The organism is Virgibacillus necropolis (assembly GCF_002224365.1).
Taxonomy (GTDB): domain Bacteria; phylum Bacillota; class Bacilli; order Bacillales; family Amphibacillaceae; genus Virgibacillus_F; species Virgibacillus_F necropolis.
This window is the reverse complement of sequence record NZ_CP022437.1, coordinates 742,988-766,280: the sequence shown is the minus strand read 5'-3', so window position 1 is coordinate 766,280 and position 23,293 is coordinate 742,988. Positions and strand designations below refer to the sequence as shown.

Genomic DNA, 23,293 nt, shown 5'->3' with positions numbered 1-23,293 from the left:
TATTTAAAGGCATCCCCCCTTTAATAGTAATCTTTTATTCTGTTAAAAAAGACTAACCTTTAAGTGAGCCGATCATAACACCCTTAACAAAATAGCGTTGTAAGAATGGATACACAATGATTATAGGTAATGTAGAGACAATCATAACCCCATACTTGATTATTGCAGCTAATTGTTCCTTACTATGCAATGCTGTGGCCATACTTTCTGATATGTTTGTGGCCGATGATGACATTTCCTGCATTACAAGTATTTCTCTTAAAACTAATTGAAGCGGATACAGATTTTTGTCAGATAAGTAGATCAATGCGTTAAAATACCCGTTCCAGTGACCAACACCATAAAACAGGGCCATTACAGCGATGATTGGTGCAGACAATGGTAATACAATTTTCATAAACATCTTAAAATTGGAACACCCATCCATCCGAGCTGATTCTTCCAATTCTGTAGGTATTGTAACCTGGAAGAATATACGGCAAATAATAATATTCCATACTGCAGCAGCATTAGGCAAAACCATCGCCCAAACTGTGTCAATTAAGCCCAAATCTTTAACTAGTAAATATGTTGGGATTAACCCACCACTGAAAAACATGGTTAGTACGAAAAGACCCGTAAGAAACCCTCTACCAACAAAATCTTTTCGTGCCAATGCGTAGGCAGCTGGAAGAGTAACTGCTAAATTAATTAAAGTACCAAGTACGGTATAAAAAATAGTATTAAGATAACCTCGCCAAATTTGGTCATTTTCAAAAATTAGTTTGTAACCTTCTAAAGTAAATCCTTTAGGTAAAAGCCACATTTCTCCAGAATTCACTTGCGATGGATCACTTACAGATGCACTAACAATATATATCAATGGGTAAAGTACTACTACTAATGCAATAAAAAGAAATGAAATATTAAATATATTGAAAATTTTGTCAGCCTTAGTTTCTTTTATAACTGCTCCCATATAAACTTCTCCCTTACCATAGACTTGTTTCACTTGTTTTTTTAGCAATTTGATTTACAACTACAAGTAAAATAGCATTAATAATTGCATTAAATAAACCTACAGCAGCGGCAAAGCTGTATTGAGCTTCTAGTAAACCAGCCGTATAGACAAATGTTGCAATAACGTTTGAAGACTCAAGGTTAAGTGGATTTTGTAAAAGTAATATTTTCTCAAAACCAACCGCAAGAAAATTACCAATGTTTAATATTAATAAGATAACCATTGTTGGTACAAGTGCGGGAATATTTATGTATAATATTCGTTGCAGCCTTGATGCTCCATCTACAATGGCGGCTTCATGTTGTTGCATATCAACACCGGCAAGAGCAGCAAGGTAAATGATTGTTCCCCAACCTGTATTCTGCCATACACCTGAAAGCACGAATACAGATTTAAACCAATCGGGATCAGCCAAAAACCGAATCGGTTCAAAACCAAGCAATTCAATAAAGTGGTTAACTATACCTGTTGCTGGTGATAGAAACGCAATGATCATACCAGCCATTACAACAACCGAAATAAAATGGGGAGCATACGTTACGGTTTGAACGCTCTTTTTATAGATACCATCTTTTACCTCGTTTAATAATAGCGCTAAAATAATTGGTAATGGAAAACCAACAACTAATTCATAGACATTAATGGATAGTGTATTCTTTAACAAATTCCAAAAATAATAAGAGTCAAAAAATCTCGCAAAATGTTCAAATCCTACCCATTCACTTCCCCATATTCCTAGTGCGGGAATAAAATCTTTAAATGCAATTTGTAAACCATACATAGGGATATAATGGAAGATAACAAAATACAAAAGGGCTGGAAGTACAAATAGATATAACTGCCAATTTTCTAGAATTTTTCTATTCTTTTTAGGTTTTTTTTTCTTTTCTTTAGGCACATTGGACTTCGGCTTTTCTTCTTCTTGTTGTAAAACTGTTGCAGTACTAGTGCTCATGTTATAACCTTCCCCCTTCTATGAAACTGCTTACATCGTATCTTTTTCAAAAAATATAATCAATATGTTAATTTTGCTAAAATTGTTTCAACTAGAATCATTAAGATGGAAACGCATACATATTAATGGATTGTTAATGCCTTAGTATGTCAATTTTATTTTCCTATGTATTTCTTTACATAAATGATTACAAACTGCTGTATAACGGCGTCTAGAGTAATAATTTTTGTGGTATGCTCATAATTAATGGAAGTAAATTTTCTGTTTAGAGATACTCCTATTTACATTGATTTTAATAGCGAATGTGGAAACTTTTGCTGCAAAAAGAATACCTTGTAAGATACAAGGTATTCTAATCGTTTACTGTTACTTATTTAATTTACGGTACTGTCCAGGTGTTACACCAACTATCCCCTTGAATTTTCTTGTAAAATTTGCAACATCCTTATAGCCTACTTGTGTCACAATCTTTTTTACTGGTAAATCCGTTTCTTTTAATTGTTTTTTTACTTCTTCCATTCGAAAATCTTGCACATATTGTGTAAACGTTCCACCAGTTTGTTCTTTTATAAATCTACTAAGATACGAAATAGATAATTGAAACTCCATTGCTATCTTTTCTAAGGATAGGTCGTATAATTTATAGTTCAACTTAATGTAATCTAATATATCATTTCGTAATTTATCATTATGGCTCTCTTTTTTCGCATCAACCTTTTCACATATAGATATAACTACAGTGTCGAGCTGTTTGTGTAAATGTTCAACCGAGCTAAAGTCAACAATTCCATTAAAATTATGAATTTGTTGAGTCAACCCTAATTCGGAAGCCGCTTTTACAATTGAATTAATAATATCGAAACAGATACACTTTAGCACTTGAATGGTTAAATCTTTAGTTTTAAGAGTTACAAATATATTACTTAATGTCTCTGTAGCAACAATCTGATCCCCTTGTTTTAAACTCTGTACAAGTTTTATTTGTTCATCTTTCGGATAACCCAGTTCCTGTGCTGGTTGCGAGGAAATAGCCTCAAAATAAATAATGCTACCTTTTGGGTATATAAATTTATATTCGGTTGCTGCAAGTGCTTCAATATAGGATCGATTGATCATGTTTTTTTCATTATATAATCTTCCAACCCCGATAGTAGGATCAATTGAGGCAGCAGCTTGAATATAGTGTTGGATTTGTGATATAAGCATAAGACGTTGCTTGTCAGCATTATTTGTTACTGGATCCATACTTACCACTAGTGCAATCGCGTCATTATAAAGCAAATCGACACCATAAAGCGTAACATCATCAACTGAAATAGTTGATAATAATTCAAAAACTTCTTCTCTTTCATCCATATTATCTTCAATGAATGTTCCTTTTTCAAAATATACGATAGCTACAAAGTAGTGGCCATCCTCCATTTTAATCGTTAACGAATGTAACAGTGAGTCTATTTCGTCATTATCTTTTAAGTCACCTTTTAATAATCTAACTAGCAATTGATCCCTAGCAAATGGTTTTTGCTTATACACAGTTTCATTCAAAGTCTGATGGTTTTTAAATACATTTGTAATCGCTTTGTGAATGGTCTCTAATTCATTTATACCGTTTACACCACTATTTGACTTATCATTTTTATTTGTTATTTCAAACAAATTTTGTATTGGCTTATATTGTTTTCTTCCAAGTAAAATAGCCAAAATAAAACCGATAAGTAAAAGGACAAATAATATTAACATAATTAATAATTTAGCATCAGCGAGCTCTTCAAAAAATTGATCTGTATTCATCAATGTTATAAAAGTCCAGCCACTAAGCTCTGATTTAACAGATGCTAGAGAATAATCCCTACCGTTTATTTCAACATTATCTATACCATTATTATTAATGGGCAATGAATTAAAGTTCTTTATATTAGTCGACTGATCGTTAATGGTTGATGCAATTACTTTATTATCTTCAGAGAGAATATAAGAATTCCCCTTAAATTTACCAAATATGTTTTGAATTAGACCTGTTATCTCTGACTCTTCTATAAGGTACATAACCGCTCCGTATGGATTCGGGTTTTTTGGCTTTATTGGGAATATATAGGATATCATCTCGCTATGTTTTTCATTACTAACGCTTATAGGTTTTATTAATGGGTTTTTTGTATGTAAATCTTGGACAAAGTTTTCTACTCCCCATTGATTAAATCCATACTTATCTAGTAAAGTTTTAATAGAAAATGAACCACTAGTGGAATATATCCTATCATCACCATAGTAATACACAAATACGTCTTCAATAATGGAGCTGTTCGCCGCATATTTATTTAATTCTTCGATTGCCAAACCCCCGTAGTAGTTTTGGCTAATCATGTAGGGTGTTAGTCTAGGATCATATGAAATTCTAGCTGCTAGTGTTTCTAATTCTTTCATGCGTTCGTTTGTTATACTTTCTACTTGTTGCAATTTATTAATAGTTGATTTCTCAATTTCTTCGCGTAAGCTTGAAACAGAATAATAATAGATAATAGTACTCATTATCATAAAAGGGACAAGAAAAATTAGTAAATAGGAGATAATATATTTCATTAATAGTCGGGATTTAACCCTATTAAGTTTAATCAAATTCTCATCTCCCTTTAACTAATCATGAGTCTACTGAAAAAGTTAAATATAGTACAAAATAAGTGAATCTACCATCGCATCTTCGAATATACTGCGCGCACCTTAGGGCGAGTGTCGAGCCTCCTCGGACTGCCGTCCTGCGGGGGCTCGCCGATCTCTTGCTTCCCGCAGGAGTCTCCGTATATTCGAGATGCTAAGTTAAGGTGAAAAGTTAAATTTTTTAGAAAAACTCGGTATTCGCCTTGTCCTTAATAGCGAATGGCGAAGTTTTTCTTATACTGGCATTTCCTTAAAACTAATATACTTTCCTTACGTGAAAAATCCACCACTTTTTCAGTGGCCTCACTAATCACTACTTTAGTTTACTTTTTTTCTTCTATTTGAAGACATGCCCGATACGCAAACCATGCAAGAGGATAAGCAATAATTGATGACCCCATAAAAATTAGAAGGATCGGTAAAAAACTAAATAAATAATATAATAGAAACAAACTAATGATCATCGCTATTGATTCTATTGGTCTTGCAAGTGCTACTAAAAAGGATTGTTTGAAATAGAAGAAAAACTTGAGCTCATAACGTGCAAATACAGGGAAAATATAGAGTACTGTAATAAAATATAAAAAACTAATAACCAATAAAATAATATGTAAATAAAAAGACTGAATCAGTTGTTTCGATACCCTTATATCAAAATATAAGAATAACCCTAAAGCTATCATAATAATTCCTATCCCATTGGATCTTATGAATTGAGTTTTATATACAGAATAGAAATTCTTGAATATTGGAATATCAAAATCTTCTTCAAACCATTTATGAATGACTGAGAATAGAGCGGTTGTTGCTGGTGCGATACCAAATACAACCAGCCCTATTAATGTGAAAATAATCCAAAGAAAGTGGAGATACATCACTTTAGCTAACCAATTTCCTATATCATAAAACCATTTAAAAATCCCATTTACAGATGTCATTTAGTTACTTTCCTCTCTTACGAAGACACTTGGTTAGATTAAAAGAAACCGGCAGAATTTAGCCGATTTCTTGCTTCCTTAATTTTCTAACTTTTTTATTATTATATCACAATAATAGTCATATTTGAACATTTTATGACATATATGTAAAACCGTTTACATTAACTATATTTAATTATTATAAAAATTCTATCTGTTTTTGTTGCTATAATACTTAAAAGATATTAAGTTTAGTATATCTACTATTTATACATATTATATTTTTAAAAAACGGAGGTATTAGTCATGAGTAAGACCGTTATTTTCTATGATTCCAGTTTTCCAATGGATGGTGACAGACCAGATCATTCATTTTTTGAGAATTTGGGCAATGAAATGACCGTTGTTGATGCAGATTCTTTGGAAGAAAGCTTAATTAATAGTGAAATGGATTGCTTTATAAATTTACATGGGCCTTATTTTCCAAAAAATGCTTGGCAAGCAATTTATAATTATCTTAGTGACGGAAAGGGAATCGTTCATATTGGTGGGATACCATTTCGTATCCCTTGTTATAGGTTGAATGGGAGATGGAAAGTAGAACGTGAACAAACAGCCTACCATAAACAGTTAAACATACATGAAGTTCTCCCAGTAAATTCCAAACCAATCACATCATTACAGCATAATCAGGATATTCCCTTATTCTCCAATGTAAAGGATCTTTTTACAATTGAAGATACGCATAACTTTGTATTACATGTTACTAAATCTAATGCAATTGAGGCTGAAATGGGATCAGCAGGACCAATGGACGCACGTATTTATCCATTACTAAAAGGCGTTTCAAAAAATGGCCGTGAAGTAGCTGCACCTAGTGTAATGATCGAAAATACAAAAGGGGATTTCACAGGAGGACGTTGGCTCTTTATTAATCAAAAAGTTAATAAAGCATTTTGGACAGAAAAAGGAACAAAAGCTTTACAAAAATTCTCAAAGTTTGTTGAAAATGGTGTAACTGAAATGTGGTTAAAAACAAACTACGCTACATATGATCAAGGTGAGCGCCCAAAAGTAACCTATCAATTACAGTCATTTAAAAATGTTACAACAGAGTGGGAATTGACATTTACCATTACAAAAGATGGTAATGAAATCTTTTCAAAAAAAGAATTTGTAAATGCTACCCAACAATTGGATTCGTTGTCTTTTATCGTCCCAATTGATATCAAGCCTGGATTATATGCGATTACCTGTCACACTGTGTCAAGTACTGGTGAAAAACGTATTCTACACCAAGGTTTTTGGGGGATGGACAAGAATCTTTTACAAACAGGTGACATTATGACATGTGATCGAGACTATTTCCAAAAAGATGGGCACCCAATGCCAATAGTCGGAATGACCTATATGACGTCAGATGTTGCCCGCTATTTTCTTTTCTTACCAAATCCACATGTTTGGGATAGAGATATGGCACAAATGAAACGTGCTGGGATAAATTATATTCGTACAGGGATTTGGACGGCATGGCGCAATATGATGTTTATAGATGGACATGTTGATGAGAATGTGTTGCGTTCTATTGATGCATTCATCTTGTGTGCTAAAAAACATGATCTTGAAGTAACATTTAACTTCTTTTCATTTACACCAGAAACCTGGGATGGAGAAAATCCATACCTTGACCCACGGAGTGTTGAAGCGCAAAAGCGTTTTATTTCAGCAATTGTTTCAAGACATACAGATACAACAAACATTAATTGGGATTTAATTAATGAACCATCCTTATTTGATCCGAGACGTACGTTTGGAGGGCCTCGTACACTTCATGATAAGTTTGAGCGAAAAGCGTATAGAGAATGGCTGAAAAGTCGTCATAAATCCATACGTGAACTTCAGGAAAAATGGAACATGACGAATCAAGAATTGCCATCTTTTGAATCAATTGAACCCCCTGAGGCTAGTGATATCAACTTCGGAGTCAAGGATATGATTACAGGCAAAAAAGGCTTAAAGTGGTTGGATTATACATTGTTTACAATGGACATCCATAATAGTTGGGCAAAGGAACTCTCGGAAGCAATCAAAAGGTTAGTACCAAATCAACTGGTTACAGTTGGCCAAGATGAAGCACTTGCTGGTCAACGCCCCTCGCCACTATTTTATAGTGATGTCGTTGATTATACAACAAACCATACATGGTGGTTATTAGATCAATTAGTCTGGGATGGAATTTTTACAAAATCGCCCAATAAACCAAACTTAATTCAGGAAACTGGAATTATGTACGTGGAAAACCCAAATAGCCAAGCTAAAAGAAGTGAAGAAGAATTACGTAATATCTTAGAAAGAAAATACGCTTATTCATTTTCAACGGGTGGTGCTGGGGCTGTACAATGGTTATGGAATACAAATTACTATATGAACAATATTAATGAATCAAATATAGGTGCAATTCGTGCAGATGGAACCGAAAAGCCTGAAGCAAATGTTTCCTATGATTTTGGTGCTTTCATAAAAGAAACACGTAATTTATTCAAAGACCGGGAACTGGAGGAAATTGCTGTCGTGTTCCCCTATTCCAATGATTTCTCAAATCGCAGACTTGCATTAAATGCAACAATGAATCTAACAAGGACATTAGCTTACGAGATGAAAACACCATTCCGCGCATTAAGTGAATACCATCTCAATGTATTGAAAAGCGAACCACCAAAACTAGTTGTAGTTCCAAGTGCACACAATTTTAGCAGCGAAGCACTTACTACCATTTTGGAAGTTGTAAAAGAACAGGGTATAACACTATTGTTTACCGGACCTATTAACATAGATGAATACTGGCATGATACAGGACGAATGTCTGACATTATCGGATCAACTAGTATTGAAAATATCGTCCGGGAAGAAATGATTGAAATCAATGACAAGCACTACCCTGTTTCATATGGCGGAGAACGAATTGCTGACACGATGAGAGAAGTTTCACTATCTGCTCACAATGCTACCGCTATAAAAGAAATTCCTTATGGAAAAGGGGAAATTATGTGGAGCCCATTACCAGTTGAATTAAATGACAGAAGTGAATCAATAATAGCTTTATACGACCATGCTATGCATAAAGCAGGTGTCCAAAAGCAGCTAGATTGGTTAAAAGGAGATGTTCCAGGTAATTACGGAAGAAAATTAACCTATGAAAATGGATCATTGTTAATTTTTGTATCCGAGTTTTCTAAGGATACAACTGTTAAAATTATGGATTCTGAAACAAACAAAACCTATTCATTCTTACTTGAGGCTGAAAGAACGGTCATGTTTGCAACGGATAAAAAGGGAAACATCTCAAGTGTTTATCGTGCCGATGAAGTTGAGGTTGAAATGGCTGAAAATTAATAAAGACTTATATATATTAATTAACGGAAAAGGGTTGTCCATGTTTGTGACAACCCTTTTCTCATTAGCTTGATTAAATGAATTCCCAGAATAAATTTACTATATATCGAAACATAATGCCGCAGCACCTACTACCCCAGCACTTTGCTCCAATTTAGCAGGGACTATTTTGGTTTCACGTCCCGTAGGATTTAGTGCATATTGAGATACATAGCTTTGAATCGATTTAAACAACGGCTCTCCAACTTTTGATACCCCACCACCAATAACAATTTTTTCTGTATCAAATGTGTTGATCAATGTAACACATGCTACACCAAGTACCCGAAAGACATTTTCTATAAGGGTAGCTATTTTCTTATTTCCTTCTGCATATAGATCGAATACCTCTTTTGTTGATAAATTTTCCCCCATAATCTCAGAACCCCTTTTAGCAATTGCTGTACCAGAGGCGATCGATTCTAAACAGCCATATTGACCACACGGACATTGTCCAAAGGATGGGTCAACAACAGTATGTCCAATGTCGCCAGCGTTACCTTTAAGACCTCTTAATAGCGTTCCATCAGCCACAATCCCTGAGCCAACTCCCGTGCTAACAGTCATATATACAAAGTTATCATTTTCTTGTGCAGCACCAATCCATTTTTCAGCAAGCGTTGCTGCACTTGCATCGTTTTCCAATCTAACCGGATAAGGAAAATGCTTTTGTACGAGCTCTTGGATAGGAATATCAATCCATGTCTGTAAGTTCGGCGGACAGGTTATCACACCCCTTTTACTATCCAATGGACCTGGCGCACCAATCCCAATCCCGATTATGTCAGTATCTGGTATTCCAGATACTGACATAATAGTTTTTATTTCATCATTTATTTGTGAAATCATAGTTTCTGGTAAAATGGATAAATCAGTAGGCATAATCTTTTGCTCAATAATTTCACCATATTTATTAACGATTGCAATAGCCACCTTTGTTCCACCAATATCAACTCCGACAGAATAGTTCATAATTGTTATTCCCCCTAATGTATTCTTCACTATGTATATAACTCAGTCCAAGCTTAATCAAACCTGGGCAACCATTTTCCATGTGCATCAATCAAATCATCACACAAGGAAACAATATCATCTATAGATAATTCAGCTGATGTATGCGGATCTAACATCGCCGCCTGATACACATGCTCTTTTTTCCTTGTCATCGCTGCTTTGATAGTAAGTAATTGTGTATTAATATTAGTTCGATTTAATGCTGCTAATTGTTCAGGTAAGTCACCAATATAAGTAGGTGTTACACCACTTGCATCAACTAAACAAGGTACTTCCACACACGTCTTTTCGGGTAAATTACTGATCAAGCCACCTGTATTCAGGACATTCCCGCCAATTTTATATGGTATGTTTGACTCTATCGCTTCAATAATATGCGACCCATACTCATATGTACGTGAATGTGTAAGCCCCCTATTATGAACTAAATCATTTCGCATATTTTTCCAGCTTGTCATTTGGTTTACACATCGTTTAGGATATTCGTCTAATGGAATATTGAAACGGTCAATCAATTCAGGGTACTGTCTTTTAATGAAGTATGGGTGATATTCAGCATTATGCTCGGAAGATTCGGTAATATAGTACCCAAAGCGCTGCATTAATTCTAATCGAATCATGTCATGATGTTTTGTTTTTTGTTTTACTATTGCTCTTTTCTTAATTTCTGGATATAAATCTTTTCCTTTTTGGGTGATTTCCAGCAACCACGCCATATGGTTAATTCCAGCAATTTTCCATTGCACATTATCAGTAGGCATATCTAATAATTCCAATAGTTCATTCGCACATACTTGAACACTATGACATAGTCCTACTGTTTTAATATTCGTATAACGCAACATAGCTCCGGTTAATGTAGCCATTGGATTTGTATAATTTAAAAACCAAGCATCTGGACATACTTCTTCCATATCTCTCGCAAAGTCCATCATGACAGGGATAGTTCGTAGACTACGGAAAATCCCACCTATTCCGATGGTATCTGCAATCGTTTGACGTAAACCATATTTTTTAGGAATCTTAAAGTCTATGATCGTACTTGGATCATATCCTCCAACTTGAATCGCATTAATGACATATTTTGCTCCTCTTAAAGCTTCTTTTTGATCAGTATATACAACAACTTTAACAGTTGAACCTAGGCTTTCTTTTAAATTTTTCAGCATCGCTTCAGAATCTTTTAATCTTTCGTGATCAATGTCAAATAAAGCAAATTCAAATTCTTGGAGTAAATCAACAGTCATACAATCTCCAAGTACATTTTTTGCAAAAACGGTACTCCCTGCCCCAAGAAAGGTAATTTTAGACATGGTGAATCCTCCTCGTATTAAATTTTAGGATAACTATGATTGATGATTAAATTCATTGATCACCAGGATATAATTAATAAACAGTCTAAATTCCTAGTCTATCTTTGTTTATTAGATTGATTTAATACGTTGTTATATGTTTATTCATATACGCCTTTTATTGTAAAGGCTGCCAATATTGACATGAACAAATCCCCCGTTTTTCGTAAAACAATCAGTTTGCTCATTTTTCTGTCTCACGACCATTCCCCTCATATTTCTTGCCTGACACTCTTCCGCACAACCAATTTCGTCGATATAAAAACCTTCTTCGCTATCTTCCTGCCTTCCAGCCGCTCAATCAATGTATCAACAGCTGTTTCACCCATGAGTTCTGTATATACCTTTATCGTACTTAATGATGGATAAACATATTTTGAAATAGACATATCGTTAATACCGATAACACTTACTCGGTCTGGTACAGCAACACCCGCTTCGTGCAGTGCCCGCAAGCTTCCAATCGCCATAACATCACTACTTGTGAAAAAAGCAGTCGGTAAATTGTCGCCTAATTCTTCTATCGCTTTTGCCATTAAATTGTACCCATCTTCTACGGAAAAGGATCCAACGTAAACAAAGCGCTCATCAAAGAGGCCTTTTTCTCGCATGTAATTTTTAAACGTTTTCTCCCGTAAATCGTCCAACGGTTCCGTTTGGCCTTTTAAAAACTCCCGACCACCAATAAATCCAATTTCCTTATGTTCCGTTGAAATGAAGTAATCAATAATTTTTTGTGTAGCTTTTTCAAAATCAATGACCACTGCATCATATTTGTCTTCATTAGGGCTATAATCAACAAAAACTACTGCGGGATTAATAGCGGTTAATTCTTTTACCTGCTGATTACTGAACTTCCCGACGGCAATAATACCTTCAATTTCATCAGCATTTATATCATCTATATTATTAAAAAAATAAATATCAGGATCCAAATCAAGCTGTTTACATCGTTGTTCGATACCAAGTCTAATTGATAAATAATACAGGTCACTTAATTCTTCCTTTTCTGTATACCAATGGACTACAGCAATTTTTTGGCCTGTATATCGTTTGCCAGGCCTTTTCCGATAGGAAAGCTCTTCCGCCGCTTCAAATACTTTTTTCTTTGTGGCATCAGCAACTGATAAGCTGGCATCATAATTAAGTACCCGTGAGACAGTCGCAGGGGAAACACCAGCTTTTTGTGCTATGTCCTTGATTGTTGCCATTAAAAGGCCACCCTTTCCAATACATGCATTTCAGATATAATAGTTATAGAAGTTGTTCAAAAAACCACCAAATCATAAACGGCGAATTTCTTCGTTGGCTTGCCTTTCCGGTCCTCATGTAGGAATGGCCTACATTCCGGCCCTCAAGACTACGCCGCCTCGAACTTCTTGTTTCTAATTTGGTAACTTTTTGAACACGCACTTATATTCATTTTACCATTTTAGCAATGATAAAGGGCAGTTATGTTAAAATAACTGCCCCATTTTACTACCCTAATTTATGTGTATCTATCAATTCTATTTCCGGGTTCTTCGTGCCATGCATATCAAAAACCACAATCTCATTAATACCTTTTTTTAACAATGGACCAGGTATATATAAAGTTTTCTGCGGCCCTATCTCCCAGTATCTTCCTATATTAAAACCATTAACTAGGACAATGCCTTTTTTCCAGCCTGCTAGTTCAACAAACGTATCCCCAATTTCCTTTACTTCAAATGTTCCCATGTAAAATATCGGATTTTCTTCAGGTTGAAGTTGATTCTCGTTAAATGTTAAATTTTCTAGATTATCCATGGGTAAGGAGTATATTTCCCAGTCAAATAAAAATTGACGTTCAAAACGTACTCCTTCTGTTATTCCTTTTGGATCATTCAATAATGGTCCATAGTTAATGCGTCCCATATTCTCAACCAATAGATCTAGCTGTATGCCTTCTTCAGGTACTTCAATCATAAGTTTATTATTTTCCCATCGATCAATGACACCCTTGAATTCCTGATTCACATAGACAAGTGCACGGTCGCGAACATCTTGTATTGTTAAAGGAGCTTCATCAAGTGGCCCCTTCAAAAAGGTACGATAAAGAACAAACCCATAATCTTGACCTAACTTTTCCATTGATACTGGATGTGTGTTTTTAACTAGGTTACTAATTTGATTCAAAGCTTCAAATAGATTATTAGATTCCTTCATCTTAACCGTACCATATTTCTTTTTAGGGATCGGTTCAGGTAACACAAGCTCACCTAAATCTTTATGTTTGGCAACCGCTTCTCGAACCGCATGAAACTTCGGTGTAAGATCCCCTGTTTCACTTATCGGGCAATCATAATCATAGCTTGTAATGGTAGGTTGATAATTTTCATCAAAATTGGCCCCATTATAAAAACCGAAATTAGTGCCACCATGGAACATGTAGAAATTAACGGATGCACCACTTTGCAGCATTTCCGCAAACGTATCAGCCGCATCTTGCGGATCACGTTGATGATGCTTTTCACCCCAATGATCAAACCAGCCGTTCCAATATTCCATCACAATATTTGGTGTGTTCGGAAAATGTTCCTGAAGTTTAGCAAAGGACTCCTTTGGTCTTGAGCCAAAGTTAACCGTTGCTAGCACATTATCGACAGAACCACCCTGAAGCATTAAATCTGTAGGTCCATCAGATGTAAATAATAAAACATCGATTTCCCTCTTAACCATTGCTTCTTTTATGTAAGTTAAATAGCGCTTATCATTTCCATAACTTCCGTATTCATTTTCAATTTGCATCGCAATGATGGGCCCGCCATTCGTTTGCAGCAATGGCTTAAACCTTTCTAGTAAAACATCATAGTAGTTATCTACTTTTTCCAAGTAGGGTTCATAGTGGGATCGAACCCGCATATTGCTATCCGCAAGAAGCCATGAAGGTAGTCCCCCAAATTCCCATTCAGCACATATGTATGGACTTGGACGTGCAATGACGTATAATCCTACTTTTTCCGCAATACGAATAAATTCCTCTACATCAGCTATTCCACTAAAATTAAATTCACCTTCTTTTGGTTCATGTAAGTTCCATGGAATATACGTTTCGACACAATTAAACCCACATGCTTTAAGTTTACGTAATCGGTCCTCCCAATATTCTGGAACAATTCTAAAGTAATGTATCGCCCCAGAAATCAGTTGAATTGGTTCATCATTCATATATAATTCTTTTCCAACTACAGTTAGTTTAGACACGATTTACCACTCCTTTCCAGGGACAGAGGGACAGGGTCCTTGTCCCTTTAATTTAAAGATTTATCATTGATAAATTTATCTAAATCAATTACTTTTCCATTATCAATCCTTGAAGCTTCAGCAGCAAAAGCTAACAAATGACTTTCGAGTGACACAACAGCAGATGGTCTATCTGTCTCTCGGTAGTTTTTGACCTCTTTCAAGAAATCTCTCACAATTGCGTCATCGCCACCGCCATGACCACCAAGCGGTTTATTGAGATTGATAACCGTTTCATTTTGCGTTAGAAAATTGAATACGGATATATAGTTTTCATCCATCTTTCCTCTGATTTCACCTTTTGTTCCCATAATTTGAACAATCCGAGTTTGTTCCCTCGTGAATCCACACATACTAAAAGTTGCTGTCGCACCATTTTCAAATTCCAGATTCACCACCTGGTGATCGACAACATTATTATCCGATTGATAAACACATTTACCATAAGGTGTGGTGTTCAATGCTTCAATAATTCCTTCACGAGAGTCGTCAGTGGTAAATTTCTTCGCCCATCCTTTTCCTTCTCCTAAATAATATCTTCCGGCATGAAACGCACATTCATTTTCTACAGGACATCCATCTAGACAACGTAATGGCGCTCCCTCTGGTTTATTTCTTTCATTAAAATGCATCAGTGATCCAAATGAACTAACATGTTTGCATTTTTGATCCATTAAGTACATTAAAATATCCATATCATGACAGGATTTTTGTAGAATCATAGGACTCGAATCGTCGCTATTGTTCCAATTCCCGCGAACGAAACTATGGGACATGTGCATAATTTCTACATTTTCATTTAACTGAATAGATACAATATCACCAATATCACCGTCATCAATAATCTTTTTAATATTATTCCAAAATGGCGTATAGCGGAGAACATGGCAAATCGTTAAAAGTCTATTATGTTCCTTAGCAGTTTCAACCATTGAAATACATTCCTCAGGATCAGGCGACATCGGTTTTTCCAACAATACGTGATAGCCAGCTTCAATTGCTTTTATCGTTGGCTTATAGTGCTGACGATCTAACGTACAAATAAAGGCAACATCAGCTTCAATTTTTTCATCCAACATTTCTTCCCATGACTCGAAACAGCGGTTACTCGGAAAACCATGCACATCCGCAAAAGCTGCCCTTTTTTCAGGATTTAACTCAGCTACTGCTACAAATTCTAATTCGTGTGGATAGGATATGGCATAAGGAGCATATGCTTTTGCTCCTCTATCACCAGCGCCTATTAGTATGGCTTTTGTTTTTTTCAATGCCATTGTCTCCTTTCTTTTTTCTAATCTTTAACAGCTCCAGCAGCTATATCAGAAATAAACTGTCTGCTTGCTATTAGAAATAATGCGATTAATGGTAATGTCCCTAAAAATGTTCCTGTCATTACTGCAGCATGGTCGGTAGCATGTAATCCCTTTAAGTTAGCTAACGCAACCATTAATGTATATTTTGATGGATCATTTAGAACGATTAACGGCCACAAGTAATCATTCCATACAGCCATAAAGTTAAATATTGCTAGAAAAGCTAATGCAGGTTTTAGAACGGGTAATGCTATATTCCAATACATTCTAAAGATACCACATCCATCAATTCGTGCCGCATTTAGGAGGTCATCATGGATAGCACCTTCCGCATATTGTTTGATCCAAAAAATACCAAATGCACTTACGAGTCCAGGAATAATTAATGCTTTATAACTGTCAATCCAACCAATTTCCTGCATCATAATAAACATGGGGATTAATGATAATTGTGCCGGAATCATCATCGTAGTAAGTGTAAAGATAAAGAGTTTGTTTTTACCAGGAAACTTGAACTTCGCAAATACAAATCCCGCTAAAGAACTAAAAAATAAAACTAATACCGTTGATAATGTCGATACAATTAATGTGTTAAACATAGATTGCAAAAACGGAATCTCCGCAAATACTTTTTGTACGTTCACAAAAAACTGATCTCCAAATGTCCAAACAGGTGGAAATGTATAAGCGGCACTTGAATCATTTGTTGACATGACAATTAGCCAATAAAAAGGAAATATAGAAATCAACACACCTATAATTAAGCATGTATGTAAGATTATTTTTTTAAGTATAGACACTTTTTTCACCTCTATTTTTTTCGTTATTTTTTTCTTTGAACAACTTTCCAATTAAATAGAGAGAACAACATGATAATAATAAATAAACCTATTGCAATTGCAGATCCATAACCATAAAGGTTTTTAACAAAGGCCTGTTGATAAAGGTAAAGTACAATTGTTAGTCCTTCTCCCCCAGCTCCGCCTGAGTTCCCAACAAGTAATTGCGGCTCTGCGAAAATTTGCATTCCGCCAATAGTTGAAGTAATAACAACAAATAGCATTACTGGCCTTAATAAAGGAATCGTTATTTTCGTAAAAATTTGAAATGTACTTGCTCCATCAATTCTAGCAGCCTCATATAAACTATTAGGGATTTTTTGTAATCCTGCTAGAAATATAATTGCATTGTATCCTGTCCATCTCCAAATAACCATTGCCGCAACAGCCACTTTTACTCCAATTGCATTGTTATGCCAGTTGATAGCATCAAAGCCCAGTAAGGTAATAATGTAGTTTACAAAGCCATAACTAGGGGAAAATATAACACTAAACACAATCGCTACTGCCACTATCGCGGTAACGTTTGGTAGGAAATATAATGTTTTATAGAACCCTCTGAATTTAACAAAACTAGAATTCAACAGAAAGGCTACAACAAGCGCAAGAAAAATCATTGGTATTGTTGATATGATGAAAATAATGAATGTGTTTGCAATTGATTTCCAAAATAACGGGTCGGTTAGTAAGAATTCAAAATTTCGAAGTCCCACAAATTCCATCGTACCAATGCCATCCCAACTGGAAAGGGCTAAATAAATTGAAAATAAAATCGGGAATAAACCAAAAATAAGAAAGATGATAAAAAAAGGTGATATTAATAAATAGGCTCCCTTATTTTTTTTCATTTCTCGCCATGTTTCATTTTTGTGTTTTTTAGGTTGAACATCTACTGTACTCATTTAACTCACCACCTAATGGATAAAAGGGGATTTTAGTTAATCCCCTTTCCTATTTCAAATTTATTTTGCGAGTAACAGAACGATATAATCAGCCGCGTCCAGCTCATACGGTAATAAACAAGTGCTTTCGCTTTTGGCCTTACATACTTAAGTCTCTTTCTATTTTAGATAAAGCATCTTCCCATGCCTTTTCTGGATCTTTGTCTTGTGTATATACTAATTCTAATTCATTTCTAAAAGCAGTTAATACAATTGATTCTTGTGGACCTTTATATGCTTTTTTTACATTTTTTGCAGACTCTGCGAACACTTCTGTTGTGTTTTGTCCGCCAAAGAACTCTTCTTTATGATTGATTTCATCACTTTCTAATGCTTCAATAGCTGAAGGGAATAGACTCATATTTTTATAGGATGTAATTTGATTTTCTGGTGAATTAATAAACTTTGCAATTTCAACGCTTTTTTCAGGTTGGTCAGTTGAACTTAATACGGCTAAGAACGAACCTCCATCGTTACCATCAGCTATTGGCGATCTTGTTACTCTCCATTTACCTGATGTACTAGAGGCTGTATCTATAATCAAATCTTTAGCCCAAACCGGACCGTCATAGCCAACTATTTCATTATTAATAAGCGCCGCGTTCCACTCCTCAGAAAATTCATCCACATTTCCTAAGACTAAACCTTTTTCACCTAACTCAATAGCTTTATCCCATACTTCTTTAATATGTTCCTGATCGCCAATAAAATTATTATCCTTATCGAAGTATCGTTTATCTAATTTATTGACCTGATTTCCAAATGCATCTTTAATCGATGAAACCGCATAAGCATTAGCCTCATTTTTAAGTGTTGTCAAGACATTTACATAACCATCCCAAGTACTAATTTTTTCTTGCAACTCTTCCGGTGATTCAGCTATACCAGCCTTAGAAAACACATCTTTACGATAAAAGAATCCTGTTGGTGACGTATCTACTGGAATCGCTATCATTTTTTCACCATCACCGGTAATTGCCTGACTCAATTTCCAATCAGGAAATTTATCCTCCAATTCAGCGCCACCATGATCGTATATATTTACAAACTTGTCAGCGTAAGGTAGAAACTCAGAAATCCAGATATTCATTAAAACCATGTCTGGTGCATCCTCATTATTATTTGATGCCAATAATGTAGTTAATTTTGTTTTGTAATCTCCACCAGGTGGTAGCTTTTGAGCAACAAATTCAACGTCTGGAAATTCCTCTTTAACTTTTTCTAACACCTTTTCATCAAGTCCCCGGTTCCAGTACCATAATGTTATTTTGTCATCTCCTTCAGCACTTCCGCTATCATCACTACAAGCAGCTAATATAGAAAATAAAAATAGGCATAAAAGCATTGCTGCAACTTTTTTCATTTTATTTCCTCCCTTATTAATGTAAAATTTTGATGCTCCAACATTCCGTTAATTCAAGGTGAAGTAAACTAAGATTCTTTAATTAAAAATAACGAACTTATGTCAACCCCACCTCCTTAAAGTTGTTAGGTAAAGATTCCATCCCTTTTAACCCTGCTCCTACAACTCCAGAATCTCCTTTTAACTTACTCGTTTGCATTCGTAGTAAAGCATGCTTTTGCTCATCTATTACATAATGCTCCATTTTTGACTTTACTAAATCTAGTAAATAAGGATGGTTATTCATCACCCCTCCACCAAAAATTACCTTGTGTGGATCTAGTAAACATACAATTGAATATATCCCATGTGCTAAAGATTCGGCCACTTCATCCAGCACGACACTTGCGCCAGGTTTATTCTTTTCATACTCCAAAAAAAATTTTTCTGTGGTCATGTTAGGACATTCAAAGTAATTCTTAGCGAGCTTTTGGATTGCAGGGCCAGATGCGGATTCTTCTAAATTATGTAGCCTAGTTGCTGATGACTTTGATAAAACCGGTAGTAAACCAATTTCCCCCGCAAATCCAGTGCCCCTTAGAAACGAACCTTCTTGAATGATGGAACAAGAAATGCCTGTGCTAACCGTTACATAAACAAACGTTTCTTTTTTAGTTGCGTTTGACACCATCCATTCCGCAAATGCTGCCATATAAACATCGTTATCAATAACAATGTTTTTAATGGAGAAATGTGTACGTAGTTTCTCTACAATCGGAAAATTACTCCATGGTAAATTATTTTGGTAAACCGCTATTCCATTCTCACGGTCTACTTTTCCTGGAACACCTATCCCCATCCCTTCTATCATTGAAATCTCTAGATTGGAATTCACTAAAACACTTTCAATACTTTTAGTCACTTGTTTAAACATTTTTTCTTTATCGGAAGGATTACTTAGAACTTCAACACGTTCAATAATTTCCCCATGTTGGTTAATAATTACCGCAGCTATTTTTGTACCACCAACATCAACACCTAATCCATATTTCACCAAAGGTCACCTCATTATCTCTTTCTTCATGCACCAATATGATTACGTTTACATCTATAAATAAAATTTTTTAGTAAATAAATTTGATAAATAATTTACTAATTGTTTATCATCCTATCACAGCATATTTAATTTGTCTATAAGTTTTTTGATTACTTTTTTAATTAAATATCCTTTATTACTGATATAAATTAGGCAACGCAAAAAAAGAGCCTAATAACTGGCTCTCATTACACAACTCTTTTTCTATTTAACCTTTTCGTCGTAATTTCACTGAAAACGACGGAGATAAGAATACCCGCTGAGCTGCCGATCGGTTTCCCAATGCTATGAATTAACTTCCTGATTTTGTTCAACTCGGGAGACAAACGATCAAATCCGGGAGAGAATGACACCAACTCGGGACAGAACTTCGTATACTCGGGAGACACCAACCCTAACTCGGGCGACGGCACACCGAGTTCTGGACACCTCTCCACACCACAAAAAAGAAGCCCGATTAAAAATCAAGCTTCTTCCCCACCAAACTATTCTATTTAACCTAATTCGACTCGCTCGCCCGTCTCCATCGATTCCATACAAGCATCAATTACCCGCATATTGTTAAGGGTGTTTTCAAAATCATTATGAAGTTTATGATCCCCATTCAAAATTGCTTCGGAGATATGTTCTACTTGATCACGATATTGATCGGTCTTTACCGTTTCCGTGCGCGTTACACCTTGTTTTTCAACGACGATTAAGCCGTCTCCGCCATTTTTGTCTGGTCGAAATGCTCGCGGGATCATGATTCGTCCTTCTGTACCTACCACTTCGTATTCATTGCGGTCTGTCAGGTTAAAGCTTGAATCAAATGTTGCATGCACGCCATTTGGAAACGTTAAATAGGCATATGCATCTGTATCTACCCCATTATCCTTTATCGCATGAACTTGAACGGTTTCAGGCTCTACGCGGAGGACATTTCTTATCGCGTGGATGGCGTAACAACCAAGATCATAAAGGCTCCCGCCACCATCTTGATATTTCATGCGAACATTGCTATCCCGATCTTTCATATGAAAGGAATGTGCGGCTCGCATATAGGAAACGTCACCGATTTCGCCTGAATCAATGATTTCTTTTACACGATCATGCTGCGGATGGAAATGATACATAAATGCTTCCATGAAAATTACCTGATGTTCCTCGCATGCCGATTTCATTTCTTCAAATTCAGCAGCATTGACCGCTGCTGGCTTTTCACAAAGGATATGCTTCCCTTTGTTGGCTGCTGTAATGACCCATTCTTTATGTAAATGATTAGGCAACGGGATATAGACGGCGTCAATTTCCGGATCATCTAATAGCTTTTCATAACTATCATGAGTTTTTTCAATCGAAAATTTATTAGCAACAGTTTTCGCCTTTTCCACCCCACTACTGCTTGCGATTGCCGTTACTTTTGCATTTGATGCCCGTTGAATTGCTGGAATTAGTTGCTTTTGTGCGATTCCAGCCGTACTTAGAATTCCCCATTGTATGTTAGTCATTTATGTGCCTCCTATATTTAGTGAACTATTATATTTAATTGTACCTTATGCCAAGTGTAGGACAAAATAAATCCGTTTTCATGATCCTATAGCTAGGACTGACGATTAACTTTTATATATTAGCGATTGGGCTTTCAATTCTCAAAATGAAGGGAGAACTTTTATGAATTGGATTTTATTAAATTGCCTTTCTATTTAGATCGCACTTGTAACAGTTGTGGATCAACTCTGATGGGCTGCCGATTGACTTCTGCTGACGCAGATCAACTTCCATGGGCTTTCGATCGACTTTTGCGGTTGACGATCAACTTTCCAATCCTGCCGATCGACTTTCAGCTGCTGTGGATCGATTTTTTGACTTGCCGATCAACTCTCCTGCATTGTCGATTAACTTTTTCCACTCTACCGATTAAATTTCAAATCAAAAAAGGGAGCTCAACAAAAGTCAAGTTCCTCCCAATTAACCTATTTCGTTCTCTTCACTACATTTGAAGTGACTTTCTCAACTTCACTACCTCGTTTAGTTCTAATTCCGTTAGTTCTATGATTTGCTCATTGGAGTAATCTTTTTGAATTAATTTTTTGGCAATATTTTTCTCTGTTTCTCTTTTTCCTTTTTCCATGCCTTCTTCCTTCAACTCTGCAAAAATCTCGGCTAACGTTTGCGATGGATTTCTTTTATCTGCAAGCATTTGTTGTGTCGCCTCCTTATCAATAAATGGGGTTAAATCTTCCTTTAATTTAGTCGTTAAGTCTGTTGGAACTTGAAGTATATTATCAATGAAATGAAATAAAGCAGATAGATATGTGCGGGTGTATTCTGGTTGTGTGGATGTCTGTTGTAGAATTTGGATCATCAATTTCCGTTTGAAAGCATAGCGTTTGTTTGCATCATGCTTGGTTTTATTTGCATAAATACCAGCAGTAACCGCAGTAGCAGGATGGGTTAGTTGATTCCACTAATTTTTTTATGTCCTGATTTTGAAATGCATATACATTGAATGTGTAATCAACTTTCGTACCATAAAAATCATACTGAAAATGATTGGAGTTACTGGATTGCTTTGCATCTGTTAAAAGGGCAATAGCATAAACTTCACGATTATGCTTATCATAGATTCGATAAAAGTAGCGAAACATTCGCTTAGTAAAGTCCTTTCCCGCCCTACCTTGTACTTCAATGTGAATCAGGATCCATTTTTCCTGACCGCTTTTTAGAAACACTTTTACAATTTGATCCGCTACAACCTTTCCTTTCTTTTCCTTAATAGGCTCCTTTAGTAATTCCTTATTTAAAAATTCACTGCCTCTTGAAAAATCAATAGCGTCAAATAAATCGTTAGCAAAAAACTGCATAAATTCTTCAATTAGTGCTTTCCAAAGTCCATCATAATCTGGTGTTGCTTCATAATTAGTTGTTCTTTCAAGCACGACTGTATTTGCCTCCATTTTACCACATCCCTCACGATAGATAAATTATCCTATTTACATTTCCATTATAGAACAATTGTTCGAGTCAAGCAATGATGATACTGAAATAAGAGGCTTGATATCAAATCAAGCCCCTGCAAACAAACCATATACTCCTTTCACACTCTTCTTTTAAATAAATTAAGGAATGCGTTTACAAAGTTGCTAACAATTAGTAAACTAGACTTAATTAATTAAATTAATTATCTATGC

General features: G+C 35.5%; 17 protein-coding genes. 1 reads left to right on the top strand and 16 read right to left on the bottom strand.

What is annotated here, in order from left to right:
- Positions 1–52: 52 nt before the first annotated feature.
- The 4 genes from CFK40_RS03695 to CFK40_RS03680 form a co-directional block, all read right to left on the bottom strand.
- On the bottom strand, positions 53–958 hold the full coding sequence (locus tag CFK40_RS03695) for a carbohydrate ABC transporter permease (protein WP_089530743.1): 906 nt from the start codon (positions 956–958) through the stop codon (positions 53–55).
- A 13-nt stretch (positions 959–971) separates the two neighbouring features.
- Positions 972–1,955, bottom strand: coding sequence for an ABC transporter permease (locus tag CFK40_RS03690; RefSeq protein WP_089530742.1), 984 nt, complete (start codon positions 1,953–1,955; stop codon positions 972–974).
- Between the two features lie 366 nt (positions 1,956–2,321).
- The gene (locus tag CFK40_RS03685) at positions 2,322–4,571 is read right to left on the bottom strand and encodes a helix-turn-helix domain-containing protein (RefSeq protein ID WP_089530741.1); all 2,250 of its coding nucleotides are present in this window, start codon (positions 4,569–4,571) and stop codon (positions 2,322–2,324) included.
- A gap of 362 nt (positions 4,572–4,933) precedes the next feature.
- The gene (locus CFK40_RS03680; RefSeq protein ID WP_089530740.1) at positions 4,934–5,548 is read right to left on the bottom strand and encodes a YesL family protein; all 615 of its coding nucleotides are present in this window, start codon (positions 5,546–5,548) and stop codon (positions 4,934–4,936) included.
- 285 nt (positions 5,549–5,833) lie between these two features.
- Here CFK40_RS03680 and CFK40_RS03675 point away from each other — a divergent pair, with 285 nt between their 5' ends.
- Positions 5,834–8,920 carry a beta-galactosidase gene (locus CFK40_RS03675; RefSeq protein WP_089530739.1) on the top strand — a complete coding sequence of 1,029 codons (3,087 nt, stop codon included), beginning with the start codon at positions 5,834–5,836 and terminating at the stop codon, positions 8,918–8,920.
- A 99-nt stretch (positions 8,921–9,019) separates the two neighbouring features.
- On the opposite strand, the gene CFK40_RS03670 is transcribed toward CFK40_RS03675, so the two are convergent.
- The 12 genes from CFK40_RS03670 to CFK40_RS03615 form a co-directional block, all read right to left on the bottom strand.
- The gene (locus CFK40_RS03670; RefSeq protein WP_089530738.1) at positions 9,020–9,931 is read right to left on the bottom strand and encodes an ROK family protein; all 912 of its coding nucleotides are present in this window, start codon (positions 9,929–9,931) and stop codon (positions 9,020–9,022) included.
- Between the two features lie 53 nt (positions 9,932–9,984).
- The gene (gene melA / locus CFK40_RS03665) at positions 9,985–11,286 is read right to left on the bottom strand and encodes an alpha-glucosidase/alpha-galactosidase (RefSeq protein WP_089530737.1); all 1,302 of its coding nucleotides are present in this window, start codon (positions 11,284–11,286) and stop codon (positions 9,985–9,987) included.
- A 251-nt stretch (positions 11,287–11,537) separates the two neighbouring features.
- Positions 11,538–12,536, bottom strand: coding sequence for a LacI family DNA-binding transcriptional regulator (locus tag CFK40_RS03660; RefSeq protein ID WP_089530736.1), 999 nt, complete (start codon positions 12,534–12,536; stop codon positions 11,538–11,540).
- A gap of 268 nt (positions 12,537–12,804) precedes the next feature.
- Positions 12,805–14,514, bottom strand: coding sequence for a glycoside hydrolase family 35 protein (locus CFK40_RS03655; RefSeq protein WP_089534275.1), 1,710 nt, complete (start codon positions 14,512–14,514; stop codon positions 12,805–12,807).
- Positions 14,515–14,597: 83 nt separating this feature from the next.
- On the bottom strand, positions 14,598–15,857 hold the full coding sequence (locus CFK40_RS03650; RefSeq protein WP_089530735.1) for a Gfo/Idh/MocA family protein: 1,260 nt from the start codon (positions 15,855–15,857) through the stop codon (positions 14,598–14,600).
- Positions 15,858–15,880: 23 nt separating this feature from the next.
- The gene (locus CFK40_RS03645) at positions 15,881–16,702 is read right to left on the bottom strand and encodes a carbohydrate ABC transporter permease (RefSeq protein WP_089530734.1); all 822 of its coding nucleotides are present in this window, start codon (positions 16,700–16,702) and stop codon (positions 15,881–15,883) included.
- Positions 16,703–16,725: 23 nt separating this feature from the next.
- Positions 16,726–17,643 (bottom strand): carbohydrate ABC transporter permease, encoded by a 918-nt coding sequence (locus CFK40_RS03640; protein ID WP_089530733.1) that lies wholly within the window; start codon positions 17,641–17,643, stop codon positions 16,726–16,728.
- A gap of 139 nt (positions 17,644–17,782) precedes the next feature.
- The gene (locus CFK40_RS03635; protein WP_089530732.1) at positions 17,783–19,045 is read right to left on the bottom strand and encodes an ABC transporter substrate-binding protein; all 1,263 of its coding nucleotides are present in this window, start codon (positions 19,043–19,045) and stop codon (positions 17,783–17,785) included.
- A gap of 97 nt (positions 19,046–19,142) precedes the next feature.
- Complete coding sequence (locus tag CFK40_RS03630; RefSeq protein WP_089530731.1) at positions 19,143–20,078, bottom strand: ROK family protein; 936 nt, start codon at positions 20,076–20,078, stop codon at positions 19,143–19,145.
- Between the two features lie 536 nt (positions 20,079–20,614).
- Positions 20,615–21,610: a Gfo/Idh/MocA family protein gene (locus CFK40_RS03625; protein WP_089530730.1), complete on the bottom strand. Its 996-nt coding sequence runs from the start codon at positions 21,608–21,610 to the stop codon at positions 20,615–20,617.
- 482 nt (positions 21,611–22,092) lie between these two features.
- Positions 22,093–22,467: an RpnC/YadD family protein gene (locus CFK40_RS21245; RefSeq protein ID WP_089530729.1), complete on the bottom strand. Its 375-nt coding sequence runs from the start codon at positions 22,465–22,467 to the stop codon at positions 22,093–22,095.
- Positions 22,468–22,513: 46 nt separating this feature from the next.
- Positions 22,514–23,059, bottom strand: coding sequence for an RpnC/YadD family protein (locus CFK40_RS03615; RefSeq protein ID WP_089530728.1), 546 nt, complete (start codon positions 23,057–23,059; stop codon positions 22,514–22,516).
- Positions 23,060–23,293 lie beyond the last annotated feature (234 nt).

Excerpts from the sequence above, each read along its gene's own strand:
- CFK40_RS03695 (WP_089530743.1), bottom strand. The coding sequence starts at position 958 with ATGGGAGCAGTTATAAAAGAAACTAAGGCTGACAAAATTTTCAATATA.
- melA (WP_089530737.1), bottom strand. The coding sequence starts at position 11,286 with ATGTCTAAAATTACCTTTCTTGGGGCAGGGAGTACCGTTTTTGCAAAA.
- CFK40_RS03675 (WP_089530739.1), top strand. The coding sequence starts at position 5,834 with ATGAGTAAGACCGTTATTTTCTATGATTCCAGTTTTCCAATGGATGGT.
- CFK40_RS03655 (WP_089534275.1), bottom strand. The coding sequence starts at position 14,514 with ATGAATGATGAACCAATTCAACTGATTTCTGGGGCGATACATTACTTT.
- CFK40_RS03640 (WP_089530733.1), bottom strand. The coding sequence starts at position 17,643 with ATGAGTACAGTAGATGTTCAACCTAAAAAACACAAAAATGAAACATGG.
- CFK40_RS03680 (WP_089530740.1), bottom strand. The coding sequence starts at position 5,548 with ATGACATCTGTAAATGGGATTTTTAAATGGTTTTATGATATAGGAAAT.
- CFK40_RS21245 (WP_089530729.1), bottom strand. The coding sequence starts at position 22,467 with ATGATCCAAATTCTACAACAGACATCCACACAACCAGAATACACCCGC.
- CFK40_RS03635 (WP_089530732.1), bottom strand. The coding sequence starts at position 19,045 with ATGAAAAAAGTTGCAGCAATGCTTTTATGCCTATTTTTATTTTCTATA.
- CFK40_RS03690 (WP_089530742.1), bottom strand. The coding sequence starts at position 1,955 with ATGAGCACTAGTACTGCAACAGTTTTACAACAAGAAGAAGAAAAGCCG.
- CFK40_RS03670 (WP_089530738.1), bottom strand. The coding sequence starts at position 9,931 with ATGAACTATTCTGTCGGAGTTGATATTGGTGGAACAAAGGTGGCTATT.
- CFK40_RS03615 (WP_089530728.1), bottom strand. The coding sequence starts at position 23,059 with ATGGAGGCAAATACAGTCGTGCTTGAAAGAACAACTAATTATGAAGCA.
- CFK40_RS03660 (WP_089530736.1), bottom strand. The coding sequence starts at position 12,536 with ATGGCAACAATCAAGGACATAGCACAAAAAGCTGGTGTTTCCCCTGCG.
- CFK40_RS03625 (WP_089530730.1), bottom strand. The coding sequence starts at position 21,610 with ATGACTAACATACAATGGGGAATTCTAAGTACGGCTGGAATCGCACAA.